At 58.4% G+C, this 24,061-nt stretch carries 20 protein-coding genes; 11 read left to right on the forward strand and 9 right to left on the reverse strand.

Annotated features, from left to right (window positions below):
* Positions 1 to 30: 30 nt before the first annotated feature.
* The 3 genes from JJN09_RS09765 to JJN09_RS09775 are packed head-to-tail and all read right to left on the reverse strand — an operon-like array spanning position 31 to position 8,082.
* Positions 31 to 501, reverse strand: coding sequence for a hypothetical protein (locus JJN09_RS09765; RefSeq protein ID WP_249487092.1), 471 nt, complete (start codon positions 499 to 501; stop codon positions 31 to 33).
* Positions 494 to 5,179: an RHS repeat-associated core domain-containing protein gene (locus JJN09_RS09770; RefSeq protein WP_249487093.1), complete on the reverse strand. Its 4,686-nt coding sequence runs from the start codon at positions 5,177 to 5,179 to the stop codon at positions 494 to 496. Before JJN09_RS09770 ends, JJN09_RS09765 begins: the two co-directional genes overlap by 8 nt.
* Positions 5,176 to 8,082, reverse strand: coding sequence for a type VI secretion system tip protein VgrG (locus tag JJN09_RS09775; RefSeq protein WP_249487094.1), 2,907 nt, complete (start codon positions 8,080 to 8,082; stop codon positions 5,176 to 5,178). The genes JJN09_RS09770 and JJN09_RS09775 overlap by 4 nt, the downstream gene beginning before the upstream one ends.
* Before the next feature lie 417 nt (positions 8,083 to 8,499).
* Between JJN09_RS09775 and JJN09_RS09780 the strand changes: the two genes are divergently transcribed.
* Together JJN09_RS09780 and JJN09_RS09785 are read left to right on the forward strand one after the other, a co-directional pair.
* Positions 8,500 to 9,321 carry an aldo/keto reductase gene (locus tag JJN09_RS09780; protein WP_249487096.1) on the forward strand — a complete coding sequence of 274 codons (822 nt, stop codon included), beginning with the start codon at positions 8,500 to 8,502 and terminating at the stop codon, positions 9,319 to 9,321.
* 29 nt (positions 9,322 to 9,350) lie between these two features.
* Positions 9,351 to 9,821: a DUF1810 domain-containing protein gene (locus JJN09_RS09785; protein WP_249487097.1), complete on the forward strand. Its 471-nt coding sequence runs from the start codon at positions 9,351 to 9,353 to the stop codon at positions 9,819 to 9,821.
* Here JJN09_RS09785 and JJN09_RS09790 read toward each other — a convergent pair.
* Complete coding sequence (locus tag JJN09_RS09790) at positions 9,786 to 12,146, reverse strand: DNA polymerase II (RefSeq protein WP_249487099.1); 2,361 nt, start codon at positions 12,144 to 12,146, stop codon at positions 9,786 to 9,788. The two genes, JJN09_RS09785 and JJN09_RS09790, sit on opposite strands and share 36 nt — an antisense overlap.
* A gap of 189 nt (positions 12,147 to 12,335) precedes the next feature.
* Here JJN09_RS09790 and JJN09_RS09795 point away from each other — a divergent pair, with 189 nt between their 5' ends.
* Complete coding sequence (locus tag JJN09_RS09795) at positions 12,336 to 12,776, forward strand: CBS domain-containing protein (protein ID WP_085712511.1); 441 nt, start codon at positions 12,336 to 12,338, stop codon at positions 12,774 to 12,776.
* A 12-nt stretch (positions 12,777 to 12,788) separates the two neighbouring features.
* Here JJN09_RS09795 and JJN09_RS09800 read toward each other — a convergent pair whose 3' ends face one another.
* The gene (locus JJN09_RS09800; protein WP_249487101.1) at positions 12,789 to 13,412 is read right to left on the reverse strand and encodes a glutathione S-transferase N-terminal domain-containing protein; all 624 of its coding nucleotides are present in this window, start codon (positions 13,410 to 13,412) and stop codon (positions 12,789 to 12,791) included.
* Between the two features lie 133 nt (positions 13,413 to 13,545).
* On the opposite strand from JJN09_RS09800, the gene JJN09_RS09805 reads away from it, so the two are divergent.
* The 4 genes from JJN09_RS09805 (at position 13,546) to JJN09_RS09820 (ending at position 15,854) form a co-directional block, all read left to right on the forward strand.
* Positions 13,546 to 14,067 carry a DUF3455 domain-containing protein gene (locus JJN09_RS09805; protein ID WP_249487102.1) on the forward strand — a complete coding sequence of 174 codons (522 nt, stop codon included), beginning with the start codon at positions 13,546 to 13,548 and terminating at the stop codon, positions 14,065 to 14,067.
* 42 nt (positions 14,068 to 14,109) lie between these two features.
* On the forward strand, positions 14,110 to 14,643 hold the full coding sequence (locus JJN09_RS09810) for a sigma-70 family RNA polymerase sigma factor (RefSeq protein WP_249490788.1): 534 nt from the start codon (positions 14,110 to 14,112) through the stop codon (positions 14,641 to 14,643).
* Entirely contained in the window at positions 14,640 to 15,341 is a 702-nt protein-coding gene (locus JJN09_RS09815; protein ID WP_249487103.1) for an anti-sigma factor, read from the forward strand. The genes JJN09_RS09810 and JJN09_RS09815 overlap by 4 nt, the downstream gene beginning before the upstream one ends.
* 111 nt (positions 15,342 to 15,452) lie before the next feature.
* Entirely contained in the window at positions 15,453 to 15,854 is a 402-nt protein-coding gene (locus tag JJN09_RS09820; protein WP_249489943.1) for a hypothetical protein, read from the forward strand.
* 77 nt (positions 15,855 to 15,931) lie between these two features.
* Here JJN09_RS09820 and JJN09_RS09825 read toward each other — a convergent pair whose 3' ends face one another.
* Positions 15,932 to 17,020 (reverse strand): DUF1615 domain-containing protein, encoded by a 1,089-nt coding sequence (locus tag JJN09_RS09825; RefSeq protein WP_249489944.1) that lies wholly within the window; start codon positions 17,018 to 17,020, stop codon positions 15,932 to 15,934.
* A gap of 184 nt (positions 17,021 to 17,204) precedes the next feature.
* On the opposite strand from JJN09_RS09825, the gene JJN09_RS09830 reads away from it, so the two are divergent.
* Positions 17,205 to 18,746, forward strand: coding sequence for an FAD-dependent oxidoreductase (locus JJN09_RS09830; protein WP_249489945.1), 1,542 nt, complete (start codon positions 17,205 to 17,207; stop codon positions 18,744 to 18,746).
* Between the two features lie 3 nt (positions 18,747 to 18,749).
* Here JJN09_RS09830 and JJN09_RS09835 read toward each other — a convergent pair whose 3' ends face one another.
* The gene (locus JJN09_RS09835) at positions 18,750 to 20,888 is read right to left on the reverse strand and encodes a peptidase domain-containing ABC transporter (protein WP_249489946.1); all 2,139 of its coding nucleotides are present in this window, start codon (positions 20,886 to 20,888) and stop codon (positions 18,750 to 18,752) included.
* A complete protein-coding gene (locus JJN09_RS09840; protein ID WP_249489947.1) occupies positions 20,885 to 21,142 on the reverse strand; it encodes a hypothetical protein in 258 nt (85 codons plus the stop codon). The genes JJN09_RS09835 and JJN09_RS09840 overlap by 4 nt, the downstream gene beginning before the upstream one ends.
* 180 nt (positions 21,143 to 21,322) lie before the next feature.
* Between JJN09_RS09840 and JJN09_RS09845 the strand changes: the two genes are divergently transcribed.
* From JJN09_RS09845 to JJN09_RS09855, 3 genes are all read left to right on the forward strand, one after another.
* Complete coding sequence (locus tag JJN09_RS09845) at positions 21,323 to 21,499, forward strand: hypothetical protein (RefSeq protein ID WP_164872156.1); 177 nt, start codon at positions 21,323 to 21,325, stop codon at positions 21,497 to 21,499.
* Between the two features lie 113 nt (positions 21,500 to 21,612).
* The gene (locus tag JJN09_RS09850) at positions 21,613 to 22,395 is read left to right on the forward strand and encodes a ThiF family adenylyltransferase (RefSeq protein WP_249489948.1); all 783 of its coding nucleotides are present in this window, start codon (positions 21,613 to 21,615) and stop codon (positions 22,393 to 22,395) included.
* Positions 22,385 to 22,891 carry a GNAT family N-acetyltransferase gene (locus JJN09_RS09855; protein WP_249489949.1) on the forward strand — a complete coding sequence of 169 codons (507 nt, stop codon included), beginning with the start codon at positions 22,385 to 22,387 and terminating at the stop codon, positions 22,889 to 22,891. The genes JJN09_RS09850 and JJN09_RS09855 overlap by 11 nt, the downstream gene beginning before the upstream one ends.
* Before the next feature lie 48 nt (positions 22,892 to 22,939).
* Here JJN09_RS09855 and hemB read toward each other — a convergent pair whose 3' ends face one another.
* The gene (gene hemB / locus JJN09_RS09860; protein ID WP_249489950.1) at positions 22,940 to 23,914 is read right to left on the reverse strand and encodes a porphobilinogen synthase; all 975 of its coding nucleotides are present in this window, start codon (positions 23,912 to 23,914) and stop codon (positions 22,940 to 22,942) included.
* Positions 23,915 to 24,061 lie beyond the last annotated feature (147 nt).

The following is a 24,061-nucleotide window of genomic DNA, read 5'->3' on the forward strand; positions in this document are numbered from 1 at the left end:
CATCTTTTTGAAGACGGCCGATTGGCCATTTCAGTACTTTGGCCCCTTTGGGCGCCGCTCTCCATCAAGGGCTACTTTTTTGGCTAGCTGTTCAAACGCCGGACTGAAATCGCCAATCCTGTTGATCATCTCGAAAAACCACTGAAAAGACTCCTGCACGAAATCTTCATCGGAAACTCTGTCGGGATACATGACGCAAAATAAGGCTCTTACGGCTGCATCCTCGTTATCTTCAATGTCGACATCGCGTCCTTTCGCTTCCAGAAAATCCCAGCATTTGACTCTGGCGGCATTCAGCTCCTTTTCATTTTTGCCCCCCTCAAACCAGTATCTGTGCGCAACTGCGAACGCGCTTTCGACAATAGGGGACACTTCTTCGTCCTGAAGCACCATACCGACGCCCGCGCACATAAACTTCATTATGTTCCGAGCCGCATCGGCTTCAGTCTTACCTTTACTCAACTGTTCTGAAAAATGAACAATCTGCTCATGACTAATCATGATGGACTCCAAGAGTTGTGAGTACGGAGCTACAGGAACGACACGCCTTTTTAGCGGTTCCATGTCCCTTGCCCGAGGTACCAATATTGACGGCTTCGCTTGTACCGCCCGCGGGATCCAGTCCTGCGTCATAGGATCGGCTCAAGCACTCGATTTCTGCACATTTGCCATGCCAGGGCTCACGTTGATCCTTCGGCACAGCCTTTAGGGCTTTCCTGACCTTGGGATGGACCGGATATCTCGATCCACTCACCCCTACAAACACTTTGCCACCGGTACGTAGTTCCGAAGCGGCGCCTGTGGTCTTACCCTTTTTCAGGGCAGCATCTGCAGCCTTTTTGGCAGTGTCCCGTGCCAATCCCAGCGGATCAACCCAGCTAACAGGGTTTGGTGCATATTCATAAAGATTCAATCCACCCGCAAAACTGATCGGGTCCTTGCCGATAAAGCGCCCAATCTGCGGGTCGTAGTACCGATAACGATTGTAATGCAGCCCGGTCTCGTGATCATGATACTGGCCCTGGAAGCGAATGGGATTGGTCAGACCGACCTGCTGCGCAAACCGAGAGTGAGTTTCTTGAGCTTCACCCCATGCCTTGTACTGGGCACTCCAGGCGATATCTCCATGCTGATCCGTCAGTTCCTGAGGTGTTCCCAGATGATCACACTGATACCAGGCCAACACATCCAGAGGTTGCGTAGACGGGCTGTAATTCCACAAAGGATCATCTTCGAGATTGAAATCGCCCGCGTGCTCGACCTGAGTCAAAAGATTGATGAACTGATGTCGTTGCGCCTGAGCAACGGGAACAAAAGTGTCAGGTTCATAGATGTAATGAACCGTACGACCGAGACCTCCGTCGACCTGACCACGACTGCTTTCCCACGCAAGGTTGTCACCGTCCCAGCCATACAGCGTAAAGCCACAGCCGAGCTCACGCTGCTTGCGTGCATACTCGTTTCGGTTCCACTCGGAGCCCGCCTCAGGCCGTTGTTTACAATAGGCGACAGAGTTTTTGTACAAACGCCGTCCCAGTGCGTCGTAGGCGTAGTCAACGGACAAACGTCCGTCTTCGAAATGCGCTAGACGGTCAAACAGATCCCACCGCATTCGACTGTAGCGTCCGTCGTGCCAGCGAACCGTCCGATTGCCGCGCTCGTCGTACTCATAGTGAGTGCCAGCATACTCTCTCAAAAGATTGTCGAGCCGCTTACTGCGAGGAGCGTCTACAGACAGAGGACGACGATCCTCCTCATTGGCCTTGTCCAGCAAATTGCCGGCCGGATCGAATGCAAACATTTCTGTGCCGAGCCGACTGGCAGCACTTAGCAGGCGGCCCACCGGGTCGTAACGAAAAGCGAGCGGCCCGCGACGGCTATCATTAATGTCAGTCAACTGACCAGCCGCGTCGTATTGATAATCGCGTTTTAGCAGAATGGATTTATCATCGCTGCGACCCAACATCTGCTGCTGCAGTCGCCCAACGGGATCCCACTGCTGCGTTTGCAGTAAATGGTTGCCTTGATGGCGTGCGATTTCCCGGTGAAGATCATCACGCTCAAGTCCGAGCAGTTCGTGTTCGTCCAGGCGAAGCCCAAGCAAGTGCCCAGTCCCATAGGTCAACCAGCTGACCCGATGCCCGTCCGGACGAATAGTGGCGATTCGCTGATTCAGTGCATCGTACTCGTGTCGCCATACCGCAATGGTCGACTTCTCCAGCCCCAGATAGTGCTGGTGCTCGCGCAGCACATTTCCTGCAGAATCATGGAACCACTGCAAGCGGCTATCTGCGTTGGAAGCTTCAGTAAGATTGCCATTGCCGTCATAAGAGAAATTTTCACGCTGTGTTTGATCGCCTAACGATGCAGAGCGTTCGACCAACCGGCCCATGGCATCGAAGTTCCAGGCAATGCGTCTGCTGCCGGTGATGGTGTTGGCTAATCGCCCGGTAACAGCGTCATAGCCATAACGGGTGATTTGCCCATCGAAACAGGTCTCCTGCAACAGACGCCCCAGCGAGTCATATTGGAACTGAGCACGTCTTTCGTTTTCATTTTCCAGCACCAGTAATCGTCCACAACGATCCCAGTGATAACGTAACGTCTGTTCGCACGCATCGACCCGCTCGCCAATCAATCCGGCTGCGGTGTAACGCCAGCTCGTGCAATGACCCAATCCATCCGTATAAGCCAATAGCCGGCCTTCTGCATCATGTTGAAAACGCTCTTCGGTTTTGTCGGGATGCTTGGTGAGCACCAAGTGCCCTGCCTCGTATACATGCTCGGTACTGTTACCTGCCGCGTCCGTGTAACAAGTCATCTGCCCACGTTCGTTGTACTCCCAGCAACTGGCTTTCCCTGAGCAGTCGACAAACTCCACCAGTTGGCCGGCATCGTTGTAATCGAGCTTTTGCTCGTTGCCGAGGGCGTCCTTGACCCCCGTTACCAAACCCGCAGAGTTGTAGGCATATTCGGTTTTGTTTTCCAGCGGATCGATGGCTTCGATCAGGTTGCCACGATCATCATATGCGCGCTGCCATTGACCACCCTCTGCATCACTGACTTTGATCAGTTGATCCAGATCGTCATAGGCGTAATGCATTACGCTGCCATCAGCCCGGATATGTTCGAGCACATTGCCACGCTCATCGTAGCTATAGCGCTCTTCGCTGCCACTGGCGTGAACGTGACGGATCAGGTTCTTGGCCTCATCGCGGAAGAACCATTCCGAACGCTCATCTGGATGGCGAATGCGATACGTGTAGCCAAGGATGTCGTAGTAGTGCCAGGTTTCGTTTCCGTGGGCATCGGTGACATAGGTCAGTCGGATGTTTTCGTCCCATTCCAGGCGGGTATCGAAGCTACCGTCATCCGCCCACTCGCGCACAGCGCGAGCCTTTGCATCCTGTCCTTGCCATTGCAGATTCATGCCACGGCCAGTGCGATCCGTGTAACGAATAATCAAGTGATGCTGATACTCATAAACCCGGCTTGCCCCGTTCTCATCTTGAGCCAGCAGAAGATCACCAGTGTCGCCATATTGATAAGCGCACAGTTGACGTTGAGGCGCGCCGTCTCGAATTTCCCAGAGTCCGGTCAAACGGCCCTGCCCATCAATCAACGTTCCCAGGTGGGACTGAACCTCTGCAATGTCATCCTGGTAAGTAATCAGGTCGGAAAGTACTGACACCTCCCCGTGACGATGCTCGTAATGCAGCATCATCCCGGCACCATTGCGCAGTTCAACGCCAGTCAGAACGTAACGTTGGCCCCGGCGCAGATAGGTTTCCTTGCGCTCGAACCCACGGCATAGTACTAACTGATCGTCGCTGGCCCTTACCAGCGTGATGTTTTCAATCGCGTCGTAGTGAGCGAGCCCGATTTTCGGAAGCGGATAATCATGGCTGCGACCGTCAGCGTCGTGAAAAATCACGCCATCGCCAAGGCAATCAAAACGCGTGGTCAGCGCTGTAATCCAACGAGCACCGAGTTCACTTTGGTCGTACTCGGCTAGTCGTGAACTGTAGGTTCGCGTCCACTCTATTGGGAATGAACCAGACAAGCTGAAGTCAGTATGGCTGAGTGACTCTGAACCCAAAGCAAAGCTGATGCTGTGTTGGGTAGCGGGCATTACCGCGTTTTTACAGCTATTACAGTTACTGGTCGCCGGCGCTTGTTGACTTGTTGCTTCCAGTCGGCCTTCACCCGCCGTGCGCTGAGCCTTGGAGGTGGTACCCGGCTTGACGCTAGCGCCTTGTCCATGCGCCTGACGCTTGCGCCAGGTCAGCACGGAGCCGGCAAGCATTTGCAACAGCCAACCAATAGAGTGCTGGACGCCAGGATCGCCGAGCTTCTTCATTTGGGTTTGTAATTCGACGCCTAAGGTACGCAGCATTGCGGTATTGCTTAATACCAATGCCTTGGCATCGTCTGGCAGCAGATTCTTCGCTGCGCTGTTAGCTACGCCCTTTCCAACAGCTTTATAGGCACTGTAGGTTGCGCCAAGAAAATTGCTGATAGACGCTTTGGGGTCGTGTAGAAATTGACTGCCGGCTGAGCTCATTTTGGCGCTTGCTGCCTTCATATCGCCCTTGGAGTCAAGCTTGCCATTGACCACAGTTTCCAGCCCTTTGGCAATCTCGTTGACAGCGCCATGTCCCAGCTTACCGGCATCATCGAGAATTGACGCAAGCTTGGGTTGGGCCTGCTTCACGAAGTCGTCGATTGTGCCGACGATGGTCGCATTCAAATGCCCGATCAGCACTTCGATCAGCGAGTCGCCCAGCAACATTTTTGCGCTATTGCGTAGTTCCTGACGAACCAAAGCTAACGTCGGACGCAACGTCATCCGCGCAGATGCCATGGTAGGGGGTGCAGGCAATACACCTATCAGGTTGATGCCAAGACTGACCCAATCCAGCAACTCACGTTTCTTGCTTTTGGTAAGGGTAACGATGTCGCCGAGCGCATCGACCAGCGCCATGATATTGCCCACCACCGGTAGCGCGCCCGCAACGTTCTTCACCCGCTCAAGCGTGACCACTCCCCCGCTGAGAGACTGGAGCCAAGCATCAAACTTCGCCGCCCCTCGCCCGACATCCTTGATGTCGATGGTATTGAGTGGAACGATGGCAACCTGAGGTTCTCGGTTTTTTGCAACAGCAGTTTCATTTGTCATGACAACATCTCACCCGCCAGCAGGCCCGGGGTTTTAATAGAAGTTTTTGGCAGAGCTGGAGCCGGCAGCGTTGGCAACTTGCCGCTCTTGCTCGCCGCCCCGAGAATCCCCGACGCACTCGGCATCGCCGCACTCGCCAGTTTCGGCAGCCCCATCACCCCGCCCTGCACGGCGCCTTTCACCTGCTGCGCCGTTTGCATCGCACCTTGCGCGGTTTGTATTGCACCCATCCCTGTCTGCGCCAATTCCTTGCCCTTCTCCAACATGTCCCAGTTCTTGCTCGGCAACGCCTGCGCGACCATGGCCTGCACCTGGCTCGGAATGTCTTCGGCCCCCGGCGGGTTCAACGGCCATTCCGGCTTGCCGATGTAGCTGCCATCGCTCCAGGTGTCCGCCGGATCCTTGCCGAACAGCACGCGTGCCGGGCCCGGGGCCGCACCGGCAACGCTGGCGAAACCCTTGGCGTCGAGCTTGCCCTTGATGCTTTTGCCCAGCGCATCGATGACTTCGTAATCACCCTCCTTGATGCCCTGGCGCCCGGCGTACTGGTTGAACAATTCGAGGTTGCCCTTGCCCGGTTTCGGCGGTTCCGGGAACACGCCGGCCAGACTTTTGGCGCCGGTGTAGGCGAAGTTCGCCGCATGCGCGGTGTACGGACCGCTGGTGGCGTGGGTGATGCCGCCGGCGTTGTAGGTGGTGGCGCTGCCGCCGCCCTGGATCACCAGTTCGGTCTTGGCGGTGATGGTGATGCGGTCAGCGTTGGCGGTGATGTTGAGTTTGGCCAGCAGGTTGATGCTGTCCTTCAGCGCCTTGACGTCAATGTCGCCAGAGGCCGCCACCAGCCGCCAGCCCATGCTCTGCACGAACAGGCGCATGCCGCGACTGGCACTGGCCAGCAGGCGTTTGCCAATGGAAAAACTGGTGTGCCCGGTGCTGCTCAGCGCCAGGTGTTCGCCGGTGGCGATGTGGCTGGAGCGCGGTGTGGTCAGGGCGATGCCGGCCGGGCTGGCGAGTACCAGATGCGGCTCGGTGAACTCGGGGAATTCGTTGGCGGTGAGGTTCGCCGGACCGCTGCCGAGTACTCCTTGGTGCTGGGCGTGCAAGGCCTTGGCCACGTCGTCCTGGTCGCCCGCTTCCTGAGCCTGAAGCTCTTTGGCCTGCGTGGCGAAACCATCCTGTTGATCGCTGGCGGTGGCCAGGCGTTCGGCGGTTTCCGGCAGGTCTTTGTGGTGTTTCGATTCGTTCGGGCGCGGCTCGGTGGTAATCAGCAGGCCGGCACCGGCACGCACGGCGCCGTGGCGGTCGGTGCGCAGTTCAAAACCTTCGCCGCGTGGCTGCCCACCTGAAGGACGTGGATGAGTCAGGTAACCGAGGTTGATCGCACTCGCCCCGTGATCACTGCGCAGCGCGATGCTGATCTCGCTGGTGGTGTCGTCGATGCGCAGTTCGTTGGCGCGGCTGCCCTTGTATTCCTTGCTCTTGACCGTGGCGAGGGTCTTGAAATCCGGCAGTTTGTACGGCGGCAGGTTGGCGCCGTGGTACAGGCAACCGGTGATTAGCGGCTGGTCGGGATCGCCTTCGAGGAAGGTGATCAACACTTCCATGCCGACCCGCGGAATGTTGATCGAACCAAAGGTTTCAGCGGCCCAACTCGAGGCCACGCGCATCCAGCAGGTGGTCTTGTCGTCGTGCTGGCCTTCGCGGTCCCAGAAGAACTGCACCTTCACCCGGCCGTACTGGTCGCAGAAGATTTCTTCACCTTCGGGGCCGGTGACCACCGCGCTTTGCGAACCGAGAACCTTGGGTTTCGGGTGATCCAGCGGCGGACGGTACGGCACGTCCCACGGGATGGCGCTGAAGCGGTTGCGGTAGCCCTGGTGGAAATCGTCTTTGTTGTCGGTGGTGTCGCTGGTCACCGACTCTTCCAGCACTTGCGGCTGCTTGCCTTCGTGGAAGATTTCCGTGAGCAACCAGAGGTCGTTCCACGTCGGATTGGCGTGGTCGGTCAGGGCCAGAAAATGCCCGGTGACGAGGATCGGCTGGTCGCTGTTGCCTTCGGCCAGGCGATAGTCGCTGCGGTGGCGTTCGAGGTTGCGGTTGGCCAGGTGCTTGCCGCGCTCGCGGTCCACGAAACGCCCCGGGTAATCGTAGTCTTCCAGGTCCGGCTGGGCGCTGCTCTTGGCATCGCTTTCCAGCTCGATCTTCGGTTTGACGAAGTCGTAATCGCGCCGCGTGGTGCGGCTGGTGCGGGTGGCCAGACGCAGGCCGAAACGCTTGACCACCGGTTTGTCCGCCACCAGCCCGGAGTCCTGCTGATAGGCCACCGGCGCCAGTTTCGGGAACACCGTCTGGTCATCGCCGAAGGTGAGTTTGTGGCCGCTGGCGGTGTGCTGGAAGTGGTAGTGAATCCCCTCCTCCTCACACAGGCGCTGGACGAAATGCAGGTCACTCTCGTCGTACTGCGTGCAGTAGATCCGCTCCGGGTAAATCGCGCTGAGCTGGAAGTGGTAATCGCTGGCAAGAATGCCGTGCTCTTCCAGCACCTGACTGATGATCTGCTGCACGGTCATCTGCTGGAAGATGCGCTGGTTGAAGCGGTGCGCGAGGTACGAAAGCTGCGGACGCAGGGAGATCTTGTAGCGGGTCAGGCGCTTGCCCGCCTCGCCCTGAGCGATGCTGTAGATCAGCCCGTGAATGCCGCTTCCGCTGGGCGACAGCTGAAGAAACGCCAGTTTGTGCAGCAAGCTTTCGAGGTTGATCGAGGCCTTTTCGCTGACCAGTTCCAACTCGAATTCGAAGGGCGTGTTGAGGGCCTCCCGACCGGTGAACGACAGCACCTGGAAATCGCTGTCCGCGCCATCGATGGTCAGGTTGAAATGAGCCTGGTTGGCCGGTGAGAACATTCCCTTGTCCCTTGTGATGTTGGATGCGCCGATAGGTGATATCACCCACGAGGCGGCCAATAGCCATCAATTAGCATGCCAACTTTTTCAAACCCCTATAAACCGGGTGCTTGGTGAATTTTCTTCGCAGATACGGCGAAAATTCCCACTGAACCCGTCGAAAAGTGCGCAAGAAGTTGCGCAGTGTTGTGCAACTTCTTGCGCACTTGGCTGGAGGCCTTGATCGACAAGGCCTGTAGCGGTTTTTAACCTGGTTTTATTACGAACAACTGCGCAACTTCTTGCGCACTACCGAAACGCCCTCTCAATGCATCGGAACATCAGAACTTCGCAATAAACGCCTCAACTGCATTTGGAACCCATGGGCTATCCTGCTGCCCACTTAAAGGTATCGACCGTTTCAGAAAGGAGGTTTGAATGCGTACCCTCGAATTGGCTGGCGTGCAGGTTCCGGTGATTGGCCAAGGCACCTGGCGCATGGGTGAAGACCGCTCGGCGCACAAGCGTGAAGTGGCGGCCCTGCGCAGTGGTATTGAGCTGGGCATGACCCTGATCGACACCGCCGAAATGTACGCCGAGGGCGGTGCCGAAACCGTGGTCGGTGAAGCCATCGCCGGCCTGCGCGATCAGGTGTTCCTGGTCAGCAAGGTCTACCCGCACAACGCCAGCCGTAAAGGCATCCCCCAGGCTTGCGAACGCAGTCTGCGCCGGCTCGACACCGATTACATCGATCTCTATCTGCTGCATTGGCGCGGCCAGTATCCGCTGGAAGAAACCGTCGAGGCCTTCGAGCGTTTGCGCGAGGACGGCAAGATCGGTCGCTGGGGCGTGTCGAACTTCGACGTCGGCGATCTTGAAGAACTGTCGAATTCGGCCTGCGCGACCAATCAGGTGCTGTACAACCTGGAAGAGCGCGGCATCGAATTCGACCTGCTGCCGTGGTGCCAACAGCAGCGCATGCCGCTGATGGCGTACTGCCCGATCGGCCAGGGCGGCGCGATGCTGGCCGAGCCGGTGCTGAAACAGATTGCCGCTCGTCACGGCGTGACCCCGGCACAGGTTTCGCTGGCGTGGATTCTGCGTCAGGATGGGGTGATTGCGATTCCCAAAGCCGTGCGCCCGGAACACGTGCAGCTCAATGCACAAGCGGCGCAGTTGCAACTCGATGCCGGGGATCTGGCGGCGCTGGACCAGGTGTTTCACGCGCCACAACGCAAGCAGCGGCTGGCCATGGTCTGAGCCACCGCCGACTGACAGAGGGCTTCGCCATGAGAAGCACTGATCAGGACGATCCATTCAACCTGCAACGCTTCGTGCTCGCCCAAGACCCGGTGTTTGAACGGGTGCAACGCGAACTCGACGAGGGCCGCAAGCGCAGCCACTGGATGTGGTTTGTGTTTCCGCAGTTCGCCGGGCTCGGGGGCAGCGAGATGTCCCGGCGCTTCGCTATCGCCTCGGCCGGAGAGGCCCGGGCCTATCTGGCCCATGAGCTGCTCGGCGCCCGGCTGCGCACGTCTGCGCAACTGGTGCTGAACGTGCAGCAGCGTTCGATTGCCGAGATTTTCGGCCACCCGGACGACCTGAAATTCCACTCATCGATGACCCTGTTCGCCCAATTTGCCGACGAAGGCAGCCCCTGGCATCAAGCGCTGGAGCGTTACTTCCACGGTATTCAGGACGAATGGACCCTGCAATTGCTGGACTCAAAAGAGGCCCAGTTGCCCCCCGATCAGGGTTGAGAAATCGTCGTCGACAAACGGCAGGATCGCATCCGCCACCGGTTGCAGCTGGCGGGTGATGTAGTGGTCGTAGTCGATGGCCGCGTGGCGCACTTCCAGCGGCTCGGGGCCAGCCAGGGTGATGACGTAGCTGATCCAGCCACCGTTCTGGTATTGGCGCGGGCGACCGTGCTGCGCGTTGTAATCGTCCGCCAGCCGTGCGGCGCGCACGTGGGGCGGCACGTTGCGTTCGTAATCGTCGAGGGTGCGGCGCAAGCGCTTGCGGTAGACCAGTCGTTCGTCGAACTCACCGGCCAGGGTCTTGCGCACGTATTCACGCACGTAATCCTGATACGGCTTGCGCTGGAAGATCCGCTCGTACAGTTCCTGCTGGAATTGCCGGGCCAGCAGCGACCAGTCGGTGCGCACGGTTTCCAGGCCTTTGTAGACCATTTCTTCGCTGCCGTCGGCGCGGGTTACCAGGCCGGCATAGCGCTTTTTGCTGCCCTCCTCCGCGCCACGAATGGTCGGCATCAAAAAGCGTTTGTAGTGGGTTTCGAACTGCAATTCGAGGGCGCTTTCCAGCCCGTATTGCTCACGCACATGCTCACGCCACCAGTCGTTGACGTGTCGCACCAGCGCGCGGCCGATGGTCGCCGCCTCTTCCTGACCGTGGGGGCGACGCAGCCAGACGAAAGTCGAATCGGTATCGCCATAAATCACCGCATGCCCCTGAGCCTCGATCAACTGCCGGGTGCGCAGCATGATTTCGTGGCCGCGCAGAGTGATCGACGAGGCCAGCCGCGTATCGAAAAACCGGCAACCGCTGGAACCCAGTACGCCGTAAAAGGCGTTCATGATGATCTTCAACGCCTGGGACAGCGGCGCGTTGTGTTCGCGCTTGGCGGTCTCGCGGCCTTCAGCGACCCGGGCGACGATGGACGGCAGGCAATGCCGGATGCGAGAGAAGCGAGCGCCGCGAAAACCCGGCACCGAATCGCTGTCGTCAGGATGCTGCAAGCCTTCGATCAACCCCACCGGGTCAATCAGGAACGTGCGGATGATCGACGGATAAAGGCTCTTGTAGTCGAGCACCAGCACCGATTCGTACAGCCCCGGTTGCGAGTCCATGACAAACCCGCCGGGGCTGGCCTGTGGAGGATTGGTGCCAAGGTTCGGCGCCACAAAACCCTGACGGTGCATCAACGGCATGTACAAATGGGTGAACGCCGCCACCGAACCACCGCTGCGATCTGCCGGCAAACCAGTAACGCTGGCGCGCTCCAGCAAAAACGTCAGCAGTTCGGTCTTGGCGAAGATCCGCGTGACCAGTTCGCAGTCCTTGAGGTTGTACTTGGCCAGCGCCGGTTTGTCCTCGGCGAACATGCGGTTGATCTCGTCCATGCGCTGGTACGGGTTGTCGATGGATTTGCCCTCGCCGAGCAGGGTCTGGGCGACGTTCTCTAGGCTGAACGAGGGGAAGCTCCAGGTCGCCGAACGCAGGGATTCGATGCCATCGATGATCAACCGCCCCGCCGCTGCCGCGAAGTAATGAGTGCGGCTACCGTGTTCGCGCCACTGCATTTCCTCGCCGCCACGTCCGAGTTTGAGCGGCACGCCGAGGCGTCGGGCGTGTTCGTGGAGGATGCGCAGGTCGAATTGCACAAGGTTCCAGCCAATGATCGCGTCGGGGTCGTGGCGGGCGAACCAGTCGTTGAGTTTCTTCAGGATCAGGGTGCGCGATTCGCAGTACTCAAGGTCGAAATCGACAATGCTGTCATCTCCGTTCGGCGCGCCAAGCATGTACACCTGCCGCTCACCGCAACCCTCCAGCGCGATGGAATACAACTCGCCCTGCTCGGTGGTTTCGATGTCCAGCGAGACCAGTCGCAGTTTCGGACGATAGTCCGGCGAAGGCTTGAGGTGGGCGTCGAGCAGCACACCGTCGGCATCGGGCGTGCCGCTGAACCACACCGGCGCGGTGATGAAACGCTCCATCAGGTAACGCTCGGGCGGTCGCACATCGGCTTCGTAGACATCGACACTGTGACGGTTGAGCGCGGTTTCCAGGCGCATCAACTGGCCGTGTTGCTGGCAATACAGCCCAAGCACCGGGCGATGTTCGAAATCCTGCAGGGCCAACGGGCGCAGTTCGACGTTCTTTTCGCCCGCCAGCACACGCTCGGCCTGCTCGCGCTGCGCCGCCGGGATGAACGCCACCGACGGCTGATGCGGCAGACGCACACGGCGCGGCCCGGCGTCGGTCGCCAGCCAGAACTCGACTTCGGTGCCGGCCGGGGTATCGCGCCAATGCCGGGTCAGGACGAAGCCCTGCTGTAAATCCACCACTGCGACCTCAAGAATTGATTCAGTTGGGCATTCTACGCGGCATTGCAGCAACGGGTGACAAAGGCCTCGTCAGGAAAAAAACCGCCAAATGACGTTTTTTGCGTGTTATCTGCCGTTTTGCGGCCTTGCTCTGCGCGCCTGCGTCTACGATGCTTGGAGAACAACGACAACACCTGAGTAACCACCATGAAAACCGTCGCCCAACTGCTCAAGCTCAAAGATCAGAAAAATCAGGAAGTGCACCAGATCAAACCCGATCACATGGTGCTCGAAGCGCTGATGAAGATGGCCGAGAAAAACGTCGGCGCCTTGCTCGTGGTGGAGGATGAAAAAGTGGTGGGCATCATCAGTGAGCGCGATTACGCGCGCAAACTGGTGCTCCATGGGCGCTCATCAGTGGGCACGCCTGTACGCGACATCATGGTCGCGAACGTGATCACGGTGGACACCCACCAGACCGTCGACACCTGCCTGAGCATCATGTCCGACAAACGCCTGCGCCACTTGCCGGTGGTCGAGAACGGCAAGTTGCTGGGCCTGCTGTCGATCGGCGACCTGGTCAAGGAAGCGATTGCCGAACAGGCCGAACTGATCAAACAGCTGGAGCAGTACATTCGCGGCGAGTAATCAGCCGAAGCCTCAAGCAGGCCAATGCCGCGCCAAGACCGGCGCCAGCACCGGGTGCCGGTCGATGCGTTGCAGCCACGCATAGAACCCGGGCCGAGCCTGACGCAGGTGTTCGCGGGTGCCGGCCCAGCGCGTCACCACCGCCGCCAATACATCCAGCGCCCCCGGTGTTTCATCGTCCAGGTACAGCTCGGCGGAAAACTGGTCGGCGAACACGTCCCACATCCAGTGCAATCGCTCCCGAGCGCCGGCCATCAGGTTCTGCCGCGACGCTTCATCCGGCATCACCAGCCAGCGTTCGGGGTAGTCGATGACACCGATGGCTCCGTAGCAATTACTGACGATGTACACCAGGCCACGAATCGCCTGATCACGGTCGACGGCGTTGGCCGGCAGCAAACCGGACTTTGGAAAACTCAACCCGAGATGAATCAGGATCGCCGCGCTCTCAGTAAGCGCGCTGCCATCGGGAAGTTGCAGGGTCGGAATCTGCTTGAGCGGATTGAGCCTGGCCAATTCCTGAGCCGCTTCGGCGCTGGCTTCGATGTCGATGAAGCGATAAGCGATCTGGCACAGCTCGAGCGCCGCTTCGATGGCCGCCGCCCCTGAATTGCGATGTCCGTAGAGCTGATACATACCCCCCTCCTTTTTTAAATCGCACCCCAAGTTATTTATTTCTGTTCGACTGCATCCAGAAACCTTCGATGAGGGTAGTACCTGTAACAGCCTTGTGGCTGTCAGGTGAAAAACTCATTTCGGAGAGCGATCCATGAACACCAGACAATTGATTTGCCTTGCCGGTTTCCTCGCTGCCCTGCCGGCAGCCTACGCCCAGAGCACATTGCCCGACAGCATCAAGGTGCCGGACGGCCACAAGATCGCCCTGGAAACCACCGGGGTGGGCGAGATCACCTACGAGTGCCGGGACAAGGCTAATGTCGCCGGCCAGACCGAATGGGTGTTCGTCGGCCCGAAAGCGGTGCTCAATGATCGCAGCGGCAAGCAGGTCGGCACCTACTTCGGCCCGCCCGCCACCTGGCAGGCGCAGGACGGTTCAAAAGTCACTGGCACGCAACTGGCCGTCGCGCCATCGAACCCGGGCAACCTGCCCTATCAACTGGTCAAGGCCAACCCCGCCGAGGGCAAAGGCGCGATGAGCGGCGTGAGCTACATCCAGCGCGTCGCCCTCAAGGGCGGCGTGGCACCGGGCAGCGAATGCACGGCGGCGAACAAGGGTAAACAGGAAGTGGTGAAGTACCAGGCCGACTACATTTTCTGGGCGGCGAACTGACCCTGACTGGACGTTTGCCCGATGCTTGCTAGATTGCAGGACATGCCCTTGCCCGCTACCGCATTCGATTACGAAGCCCGCCTCGCCGCCTGTTCTCGCGGCGAGCGCGAGGCCCTGCGCGAATTGTATGTGCAGGAAGGTCCGCGGTTGCTCGGTGTAGCCCGGCGTCTGGTGCGTGATACGGCGCTGGCGGAGGACATCGTCCATGATGCGTTCATCAAGATCTGGGCCGGCGCGTCGGGGTTTGATCCGGCGCGCGGTTCGGCCCGGGGCTGGATGTACAGCGTGACCCGGCATCTGGCGCTGAATCTGTTGCGCGATCACGGCCGGGAAACCCCGCTGAATGACAGCAACGAATCACTGGCGAGTGATGACGGGTTCGACGCGCTGGCGCAATCGACGCGTATCCACCGCTGCCTGCATCAACTGGAACCGCAACGCCGCCGCTGCATCCTTCACGCCTATGTCGACGGTTACAGCCACGCGCAGATCGCCCAACGCCTCGACACGCCGCTGGGCACCGTCAAAGCCTGGATCAAACGCAGCCTCAATGCGTTGCGGGAGTGCATGGGATGACCACCGAATCGGCGCAGGAACGCGATGAACTGGCCGGCGAATACGTGCTCGGCACGCTCTCGGCCGAAGAACGTACCAAGGTCCAACGTCGCTTGCCAGACGATCCCGAGCTGCAAACGGCGGTGGATGCCTGGGAGCGGCGCTTGCTGGAGTTGACCGACCTCGCCCCATCGCATCAGCCCTCGGCGCAACTGTGGCAACGCATCGAACGCAGTGTCGTGCAACTTGCGCACAGGGCGCCGGATACGCCTGAGATAACCTGGTGGAACCGACTGTCCCTGTGGCGCGGGTTGAGCGCTGCCGGGCTGGCGGCGACTTTGTTGCTGGGTTCGATCCTGTTGACGCAGACCACGCCGAAACCGAGTTATCTGGTGGTACTGGTCGCCCCGCAGGACAAGGCGCCGGGCTGGGTGATCCAGGCCAGCAGTCCACGGGAGATTCAGTTGATACCGCTGGGCGTGGTCGAGGTGCCGGCGGACAAGGCGCTGGAGTTCTGGACCAAGGCCGACGGCTGGCAAGGGCCGGTGTCGCTGGGGCTGGTGAAGCCGGGGCAAGCGCTGTCGATCCCGCTGGACAAGTTGCCGCCGCTGCAACCGAACCAGTTGTTCGAGCTGACGCTGGAAGGTGCGAATGGTTCGCCGATCGGCAAACCCACCGGGCCGATTCAGGCGATTGGCCGCGCGGTAAAAGTGCTCTGAAGAACCATCACCGGCGTCGATGTTCACAATCACGTCAATGAAGTTCTCATAAAAAATCCCGGGCGTAACATCTGCTCCATACCAACCAATAACACCCCGGAGCACACCATCATGAAACGCCAAGTCATCCTCAGCATTGCCCTTTCGGTTCTGGCCTTCAACGCATTTGCCGCCAAACCGGCCCACACCATGATCGCCGAAGGCGGTTCGGATCGCCTGATCGAACAGCGCGTCGCTGAAGGTGGTTCGGATCGTCTGCTGGAACGCCGTGTTGCCGAAGGTGGTTCGGATCGTCTGCAAGAACGCCGCGTCGCTGAAGGTGGTTCGGATCGCCTGCTGGAACGCCGTGTTGCCGAAGGTGGTTCGGATCGTCTGCAAGAACGCCGCGTCGCTGAAGGTGGTTCGGATCGCCTGCTGGAACGCCGTGTTGCCGAAGGTGGTTCGGATCGTCTGCTGGAACGCCGCGTTGCCGAAGGTGGCTCGGATCGTCTGATCGAACGCCGCGTTGCCTGAATGAAGGGCTCTACCGCAGTAATCCAGAAAAAACCCGGCTCCCGTCAGCCGGGTTTTTTTACATCTTTTTTTCCTCGTCAGTCCTTGGCCATGCAGCGCCGATAGCGCTCATCGACCCGTTTGGCGAACCACGCGGTGGTCAGTTTGCGGGTGATCTTCGGGCTTTGCAGGACGATCCCCGGCAGCACCGCCCGGGGCAATGATTTACCTTCAGCCTTGTCCGCCAGTTCGAAGACCCGTTGATACAGTTTGGTCTCCTCGAATCCCAGCGTATTGCCCTTCTCCAGTTGATCGCGGATCTGTGGATTGCGCATGCCCAGTGACTTGCCGAGCCTGCGCACCGCCAGTTCGGTCGTACCCGGCATGATCGAGTCGTAGCGAATCAGGTCGCCATCCAGCGCCAGCGGAACGCCCGAGGCACGACTGACTGCATTCTGGAACGCCGCGTTGCGACTGGCGTACCACCCGGCATTGAAATCGGCAAAGCGGTACAGCGGCTCGCGATAACTCACCGGATACCCCAGCAAATGAGCGATGCCGAAATACATGCCGCCACGACGGGTGAACACTTCATGGCGAATCGTGCCGCTCACCGGGTACGGATAACCCTTGGCATGCTGTTCGGCGAATTCGATGCTGACCTGCATCGGCCCCGCAGTGTGCACCGGATTGAAGCCACCAAACAAAGTGCGCCCCATCGGCACCATGCCGATGAAATCATCAAAAATGCCGCTCAGATCTTTCTCGGTGCGGGCCGCGCTCAGGCGTTCGCTGTAGGTCTTGCCGTTGGGCGAGCGCACCTGCAACGCGCCGCTGACCAACAGGCTCGGGATGTGGACCTTGGCGGCGCGGCGGTCGATCTCGTCGCGAGCGATCTTGCCCAGGCCCGGTACCGGCGGGTCGACCTGAAAGTTGGACTCCTGCTCGGCGACGGCCAACACCGAACACAGATTCTGCGTGGTCGGGCTGATGCCCTGCGCGGCGAACGCAGTGTAGATGTCCGTGGCCCAGCCCTGGCGGTCAGTGGTTTTCGCCGGCAGCAGGCGCACAATTTGCGCCTTGACCTCGGCCGGCGAACGCGGAGCCGGTTCCTGACTGCGCTGACCGGCGCAACCGGCCAGCACCAGCAGCGCGGCGAGGCTGACGAATAATCGAGGGGTGTGCATAACGCTCCATCCAGTCCGTTGAGCCGGGTTAACCCTACGCTCAATCGCAGGGTGCAGGATAGGACTGCGAGCCGGCGACGCTGTTCCATCGTCCCGTTTGGCAGGCCGACTGGCCGCCCTCGCCTGCTGATCCATACTTGCTGCTGCACACTCAGTGGCAAAGGGCACGCGAGGAGGACAGACCATGAACCGCAGTGACGTTCTGATCATCGGCGCAGGCCCCACCGGACTGGTACTGGCCCTGTGGCTGAGCAAACTGGGCGTGCGCGTGCGCATCATCGACAAGGCCTCCGCGCCGGGCACCACGTCGCGGGCGTTGGCCGTGCAGGCGCGCACCCTTGAGTTGTACCGGCAACTGGACCTGGCCGACGCGGTGGTGCGCAAGGGCCATCGGGTCGCGGCGGCGAACTTCTGGGTCAAGGGCAAGCCCGTGGCGCAGATGCCGCTCAATCGCATCGGCGAAGGCCTGACGCCCTATGCCTTTCTGGAAATGTTCCCGCAGGACGAACACGAGCGGCTGTTGATCGACCGTCTCGAAGACTACGACGTGACTGTCGAGCGCAACACAACGCTGGAGAGTTTTACGGAAAACAGCGATGGCCTAACCGCCCATTTACGCCTGCCGGATGGCGAGCAGGAAATCTGCCAGGCCTGTTACCTGGCCGGTTGTGACGGCGCCCGCTCGGTCGTGCGCAAAGCCCTCGACACCGGTTTTCCCGGTGGCACTTATCAGCAGATTTTCTACGTCGCTGACGTGCAGGCCAGCGGCCCGGCGCTCAACGGCGAGTTGCATCTGGACCTGGATGAGGCGGATTTTCTCGCGGTGTTCCCGCTGGCCGGCGAAGGCCGCGCACGGCTGATCGGCACGGTGCGCGACGAGCGTGCGGATCGCGCCGAAACCCTGGAATTCTCCGATGTCAGCAGCCGCGCCATCGAGCACTTGAACGTGCACATCGAGGACGTCAACTGGTTCTCGACCTACCGCGTGCACCATCGCGTGGCGGATCACTTTCGCAAGGGCCGGGTCTTTCTGCTCGGCGACGCGGCGCATGTGCACAGCCCCGCCGGCGGTCAGGGCATGAACACCGGCATCGGCGATGCGATCAACCTGGCGTGGAAACTCGCGGCGGTGCTCGGCGGCGGCGCCACGGCGAAGCTGCTCGACAGCTACGAAACCGAACGCATTGCCTTCGCCCGGCGGCTGGTGTCGACCACTGACAAAGTCTTCAGTTTTGTGACTGCCGAAGGTCGCATGGCCGATCTGTTGCGCACGCGACTGGCGCCGTTCCTGATTCCGAAAATGGCGTCTTTTGAGACCAGCCGCGAATTCCTGTTTCGCACCGTGTCGCAAATCACCGTCAACTATCGAGGCATGCCGTTGAGTGAAGGCGTGGCCGGGCACGTCCACGGCGGCGACCGTTTGCCGTGGGCTCACGATGGCGAGGGTGACAATTACGAACCGCTGCGCAATCCATGCTGGCAGGTGCATGTGTATGGCGACACCAGCGACGAGATGATCGCCTGGTGCAATGAACATCACTTGCCGCTGCACGTGTTCGACTGGCGCCCGGCGTTTGAATCGGCGGGACTGGGGCGCAACGGCTTTTATCTGCTGCGCCCGGACACCTATGTGGCGATTGCCGACAACAGCGCGGACCCGAAGGTGATCGAACGGTATTTCCGCGCCCACGGGATCAGATGTTATTTGCAGCAGCCCATTCAGTGAGCGCTATCGACCAGAGCAATCATCGACCCTTTGCATGAGATCCGCGATGATTCGCCCTTGATCAAGCGTCACTACTCGCTGCGCCATTGCAATGGTTTGTGGGCGATGGGCAACCAGTATGCGGGTCATTGCTTCCTGTGTGATGGCGGCATTGACCCGTTGCTCGTTCCACACATCCAGGTGACTGGTGGCTTCGTCCAGCACCAGCAACCGGGGCGATCGGTACAATGCGCGAGCCAGCAGTATGCGTTGTCTCTGGCCGCCTGACAGTCCTGAACCCAGATCACCGACAAGCGTGTTGTATTTCATCGGCAGCGCCATGATTTCATCATGCACCGCCGCTTGTTCCGAGCTCCTGATGACTCGCCTTGGGTCCGGCTGAGCGTCGAAAAAGCAGATATTGTCCGAAAGCGTTCCGGTGAACAGTTGATCGTCCTGCATCACCGTTCCGGTCATCTGGCGATAGTTCCTCAACCCCAGACGCGTCAGCTCTACCCCGCCCAGAAAAATTTCCCCCTCGGTCGGTGTCAACAGCCCGAGTATCAACTTGAGCAAAGTCGTCTTGCCACAACCCGACACCCCCGCAATCGCAAGGCATTCCCCTGCCGGGATCCGCAAACTCAAATTGTCGATGACATTGGGTTCATCTTCCGCGTATCGAAAGGAGACATTGCGTAACTCAATATCCGCTTCTATCTCCCGAAGGTCGATTTCAGCTTCGTTCCCGTCCTTCTCCGGGGTCGTTAGCAAGATATCCGCGACGCGTTCACTGTGCAGGCGCAACATCCGCAACTCGAACGACTTGTCCAGCAACCCCGCAATACGCTGGCTGAATTGATCCTTGTAACTCAGAAACGCAAACAGCATACCGACAGAAAAATGGTTATCCATCACGGCCATTGCTGCCAACCAGACAACGACAATCCGTTCCCCATTAAAAATAAGAGTGCTGGCTGACTGGAACGATATTGTTATGCGAGCGATCCGTAACTCGGCATTGAGCTGATCCGCCAGGGCATTACTCCAGGCGCACCGTCGCTCCTGCTCGCGACCAAATAGCCTGATGCTTTGAATACCCCGCGCAGATTCGATAAACAGCGTGCCTTGTTTGGCCGCGCAGGCGATATGCATCGCTGTGGCTTCACGCTGCTTTTGAAAAACACCCCAACGCAACATTGCATAAAGCACCACGGCCGACAGACTGACAAATGCCAGCGTGGCGCTGTAGAAAAACATGACGACCAGCGTGGAAAACACCAACAAACCGTCGATGATTCCTTCAATCAGTTGCGTGGTCAGTGTTTTCTGAATGATCTGTATAGCCTGAAATCGCGAAGAGATATCACCCAGATGCCGCTTCTCGAACCAGGGAACCGGTAAGCGCAGCAAGTGGGCAAAGGCATTGCCCAACCATTGATACCCCAAGTAGGCGGACAACGATGCGGCCATCCACGATCGCAACCACCCCAATCCAGTTTGAAGCAGTACCAGCAACAAGAATCCGCTGCCCAGAACAGTCATCAGCCGGTGATCACCCGTGGTCAGCACGTCGTCCACGACCCATTGCAAATAGAACGGCAGCGCCAATGCAAGGGTTTGCAGCAGCCCTCCCATCAACAGCAACCTTGCCAGTCCGGGGTAGAGCCCATCGACCTTGCCAAGCATGGATTGCCAGGAAATCCGTTGTTGAGACGGCACGCGTTCAAACAGTTCCCCGGGAGTCAACTCCAGTACCACGCCCGTGAAATGACTGGATGCCCGAGACCAGGAAATATTCCTTTTACCGTTCGCCGGGTCGTGGATCAGCAATCCGTTGCGTGTCACTTTTTCAAGCACTACGAAATGGTTCATGTCCCAGTGCAAAATACACGGCAACTTCAGACTCGAAAGTTGCGGCAACTCCACACGCAATGGACGGGACTGGAACCCGAGCCGTTGCGCCATTGATATCAGGCTTTTGAGGGTAGAACCCTTGAGAGAAACGCTGAAACGCTGACGAAGCAGCATCAGGTCAGTTGCACGCCCCCAATAGCGGGCAATCATGGCGAGACACGCCAGGCCACATTCACTGGCTTCTGTCTGCAGTAAAACCGGCAATTTTCTGTTACCCCGGCGCAACGGGGTGTTTCCTTGTGTCGTCATTTTGCCGGGTACAGGTGAGCAACATCGCCGAGCCGCTGTGTCATGGCAACCGGTTCAACTTTGCGTCCATGCATATAACTTGCTCCCACTCCAAGCAGGACGAATATAAATACACCCAAACATAATGCCAGGCCGTCGAGAGACTTATCGATTTTTATATCGAGGTAATTCCCATAAAATCTTTCGGAGGCGAACGCTATCGCTTCCTTGCGAAAAAGAGAAGGCCTCACCCTATCTAATTTTTCAATACTCACCCACCACACCCCCTATATAACCAAAGTCTTTTCCGCCACACCAATACAATCTAAAGCCCGCATTGACACTACAGGAATTCAATTTTTATAGTCAACGCCCCTTAGACAGCCCGACACCGCGGCTATCGAAAGGCATCTTCAACTAACACAAACTCAAACAACTCATTAGATAGGATATCAATGAAAATTTTTCTGCGTGGTTTACCAGAAGGTCTTATAGGAAAGTCGGAAATAGAAGCCGAGTCTCTTGAGGCCGCCCTTCAGGACTATCCCGTTCTGGAACTCTTTCAGGAAGAACTTGAAGAAGTCAGTGGTGGCGCCTGCACTGCAAGAAGTTTTCGGGCATGCGATGGTTGATGGCTGAACGACAAGCAATCTTCCTGGCTTGAACGCCAGCCCCACGGATTCGAAACAGAATCCGTGGGGGGCTGTTTCACTTTCTTGCCTAAACCATTTCGAGGCCGATGCCCATGCAATTTGATTTCAAGGATGATCGATACAATCGACAGGAAAATATGCCGGAATGGGGGAAGGCCGGTCAGCAGAGGGTCTCGCAAGGTTCTGTTGCTGTAATCGGCGCCGGTGGCGTCAAGTCAACACTGCTGATGGCATTGGTTGCCGGTGGAATCGGAAAAATCGGGATTGTAGAGTTCGATACGGTCGAATTATCCAACTTGAATCGTCAGTTGCTGTATCGCACTTCGGACATCGGCAGCGCCAAGGGGGTCGCCGCACAAAAAACGCTGGTCGACCTCAACCCGGATATTGACATCCAGTTATTTGAAGAAAAAATAACACGACACAATGTCGACCGACTGCTCGATCAATATGAAGTCATTGTGGAAGGTGGCGACTCACCCGATGGCAGAAACACCATCAATGAATATTGCCTGCGCACAAAAAAACCGATGATTCACGCCTCTGCCCAGTTCTCCTACGGTTATGTGTTCTCTATGATCCCGGAACTTGAAAGTTCCTGCTTCACTTGTTTATTTCCAACCGACCACTCTCGAAAAGAACATACTGGCGCCGTACCGGTCAATGTTTTATCAACTTCCATCGCCGGAACCCTGGGTGCAGCTGAAGTATTCAAATGGTTTCTCGGACACAAAACAAACATGTACATCAATCGCAGACTGACATTCTCGTCACTGTTGCTGAGCGGCAAATTTCAAGTTGATGATATCCCCAGAAATCCCCATTGCAACTGCTGCTCGGCCTATTACCAAGAAGAATACCGTCATGCAATTTAGACAGCCTCGAACTTCGGACGCAGACGATCTGCTGCATTACTTCAACACACTTGTCCAACAGGACCCGGAACGGGTGGAAAGGCCCGAGGATGTCCGGTCGATCAACCATGAAAAGGAAGTTCTCTGGATTGAGTCGCTGTTAGAAAAGGAAAAACAGCTGGATGCCGTGTCCCTGTGCATTTTGAATGAGTCGGCGATCATCGGTCTGGGCGAGATCGAACGTCGGCCCCGTTGGATCGAGCGCCATGTTGCAGAGATCCGGTTCGGGCTACTGCCTGATCATTTGGAAGAAGGTATTGAATTGGTGAAACGACTCGAAGAACGCGCCAGTGCCATCGGTATCGAGCTGTTGTATTACTTCCATTTGGCGACACAACGCCAGGGCATCGATATCGTCAGCGCTCGCGGGTTTGAGCTCGCAGGCACCCTGAAGCGTTACTACAAGAAAGCGGATGGCTATGTCGACCGGGTTTTCTATAGCAAGAAAATCAGTTGAAAGTACAAGCAGTGCCCGGCCATCACTGCCGATGGCCGGGCAACGTCTTCAAATGCCAGCCAATGCCAGGTCCATCGCAAAGTAGGTGAAGATCAGATCCGCACCCGCGCGCTTGATCGCGCCGAGGCTTTCGCGCACCACGCGATCTTCGTCGATGGCCCCGGCCTGGGCGCCGAACTTGATCATCGCGTACTCGCCACTGACCTGATACGCCGACAGCGGCAGGTTCGAGGCTTCGCGGATGTCGCGGATGATGTCCAGATACGCGCCCGCCGGTTTGACCATCAGCGCATCGGCGCCTTCCTGCTCGTCGAGCAACGATTCGCGCAGGGCTTCGCGGCGGTTCATCGGGTTCATCTGATAGCTTTTGCGATCGCCCTTCAACGCGCTGCCACCGGCCTCGCGGAACGGGCCGTAGAGCGCCGAGGCGAATTTGGTCGAGTAGGCCATGATCGGAATCTGCGTGAAACCGGCATCGTCCAGTGCACGACGAATCGCCCGCACCTGGCCGTCCATCGCCGCCGACGGTGCGATCACATCGGCACCGGCACGGGCTGCCGCCACGGCTTGTTTGCCGAGGATGATCAGGGTCTGGTCGTTGTCGACTTCATGGTTGTGCATCACGCCGCAATGGCCGTGGTCGGTGTACTCGCAGAAGCAGGTGTCAGACATCACGATCATTTCCGGCACGGCGTCCTTGGCGATCCGCGACATGCGCGACACCAGACCGTTTTCGCGCCAGGTGTCGCTGCCGTTGGCGTCGAGATGATGAGACACGCCAAATGTCATCACCGACTTGATCCCGGCCCGGGCGTAACGCTCGATCTCGCTGGCCAGTTTGCGCTCGGGGATGCGCATCACGCCGGGCATGCTCTTGATCGGTACGAAGTCGTCGATTTCTTCCTCGACGAAGATCGGCAGCACCAGATCGTTGAGCGAAAACTCGGTTTCCTGGAACAGGCTGCGCAGGCTCGCATTGCGGCGCAGACGGCGTGGACGTGCTTCGGGGAACTGACTGGACATGGGGCCTTTCCTGAAAACGGGCAGATGAGACGAAAGTCGTAGGGGGCGAAGCTTATGCCTTGCGGGGGACGGGGTACAAACCTGGATCAATCAACAGTGCATTACCAAGGACGCAATAATCTGCGGGCGTCATCACTATTCCTGCGG

Source organism: Pseudomonas sp. HS6 (genome assembly GCF_023375815.1).
Classification (GTDB): Bacteria; Pseudomonadota; Gammaproteobacteria; order Pseudomonadales; family Pseudomonadaceae; genus Aquipseudomonas.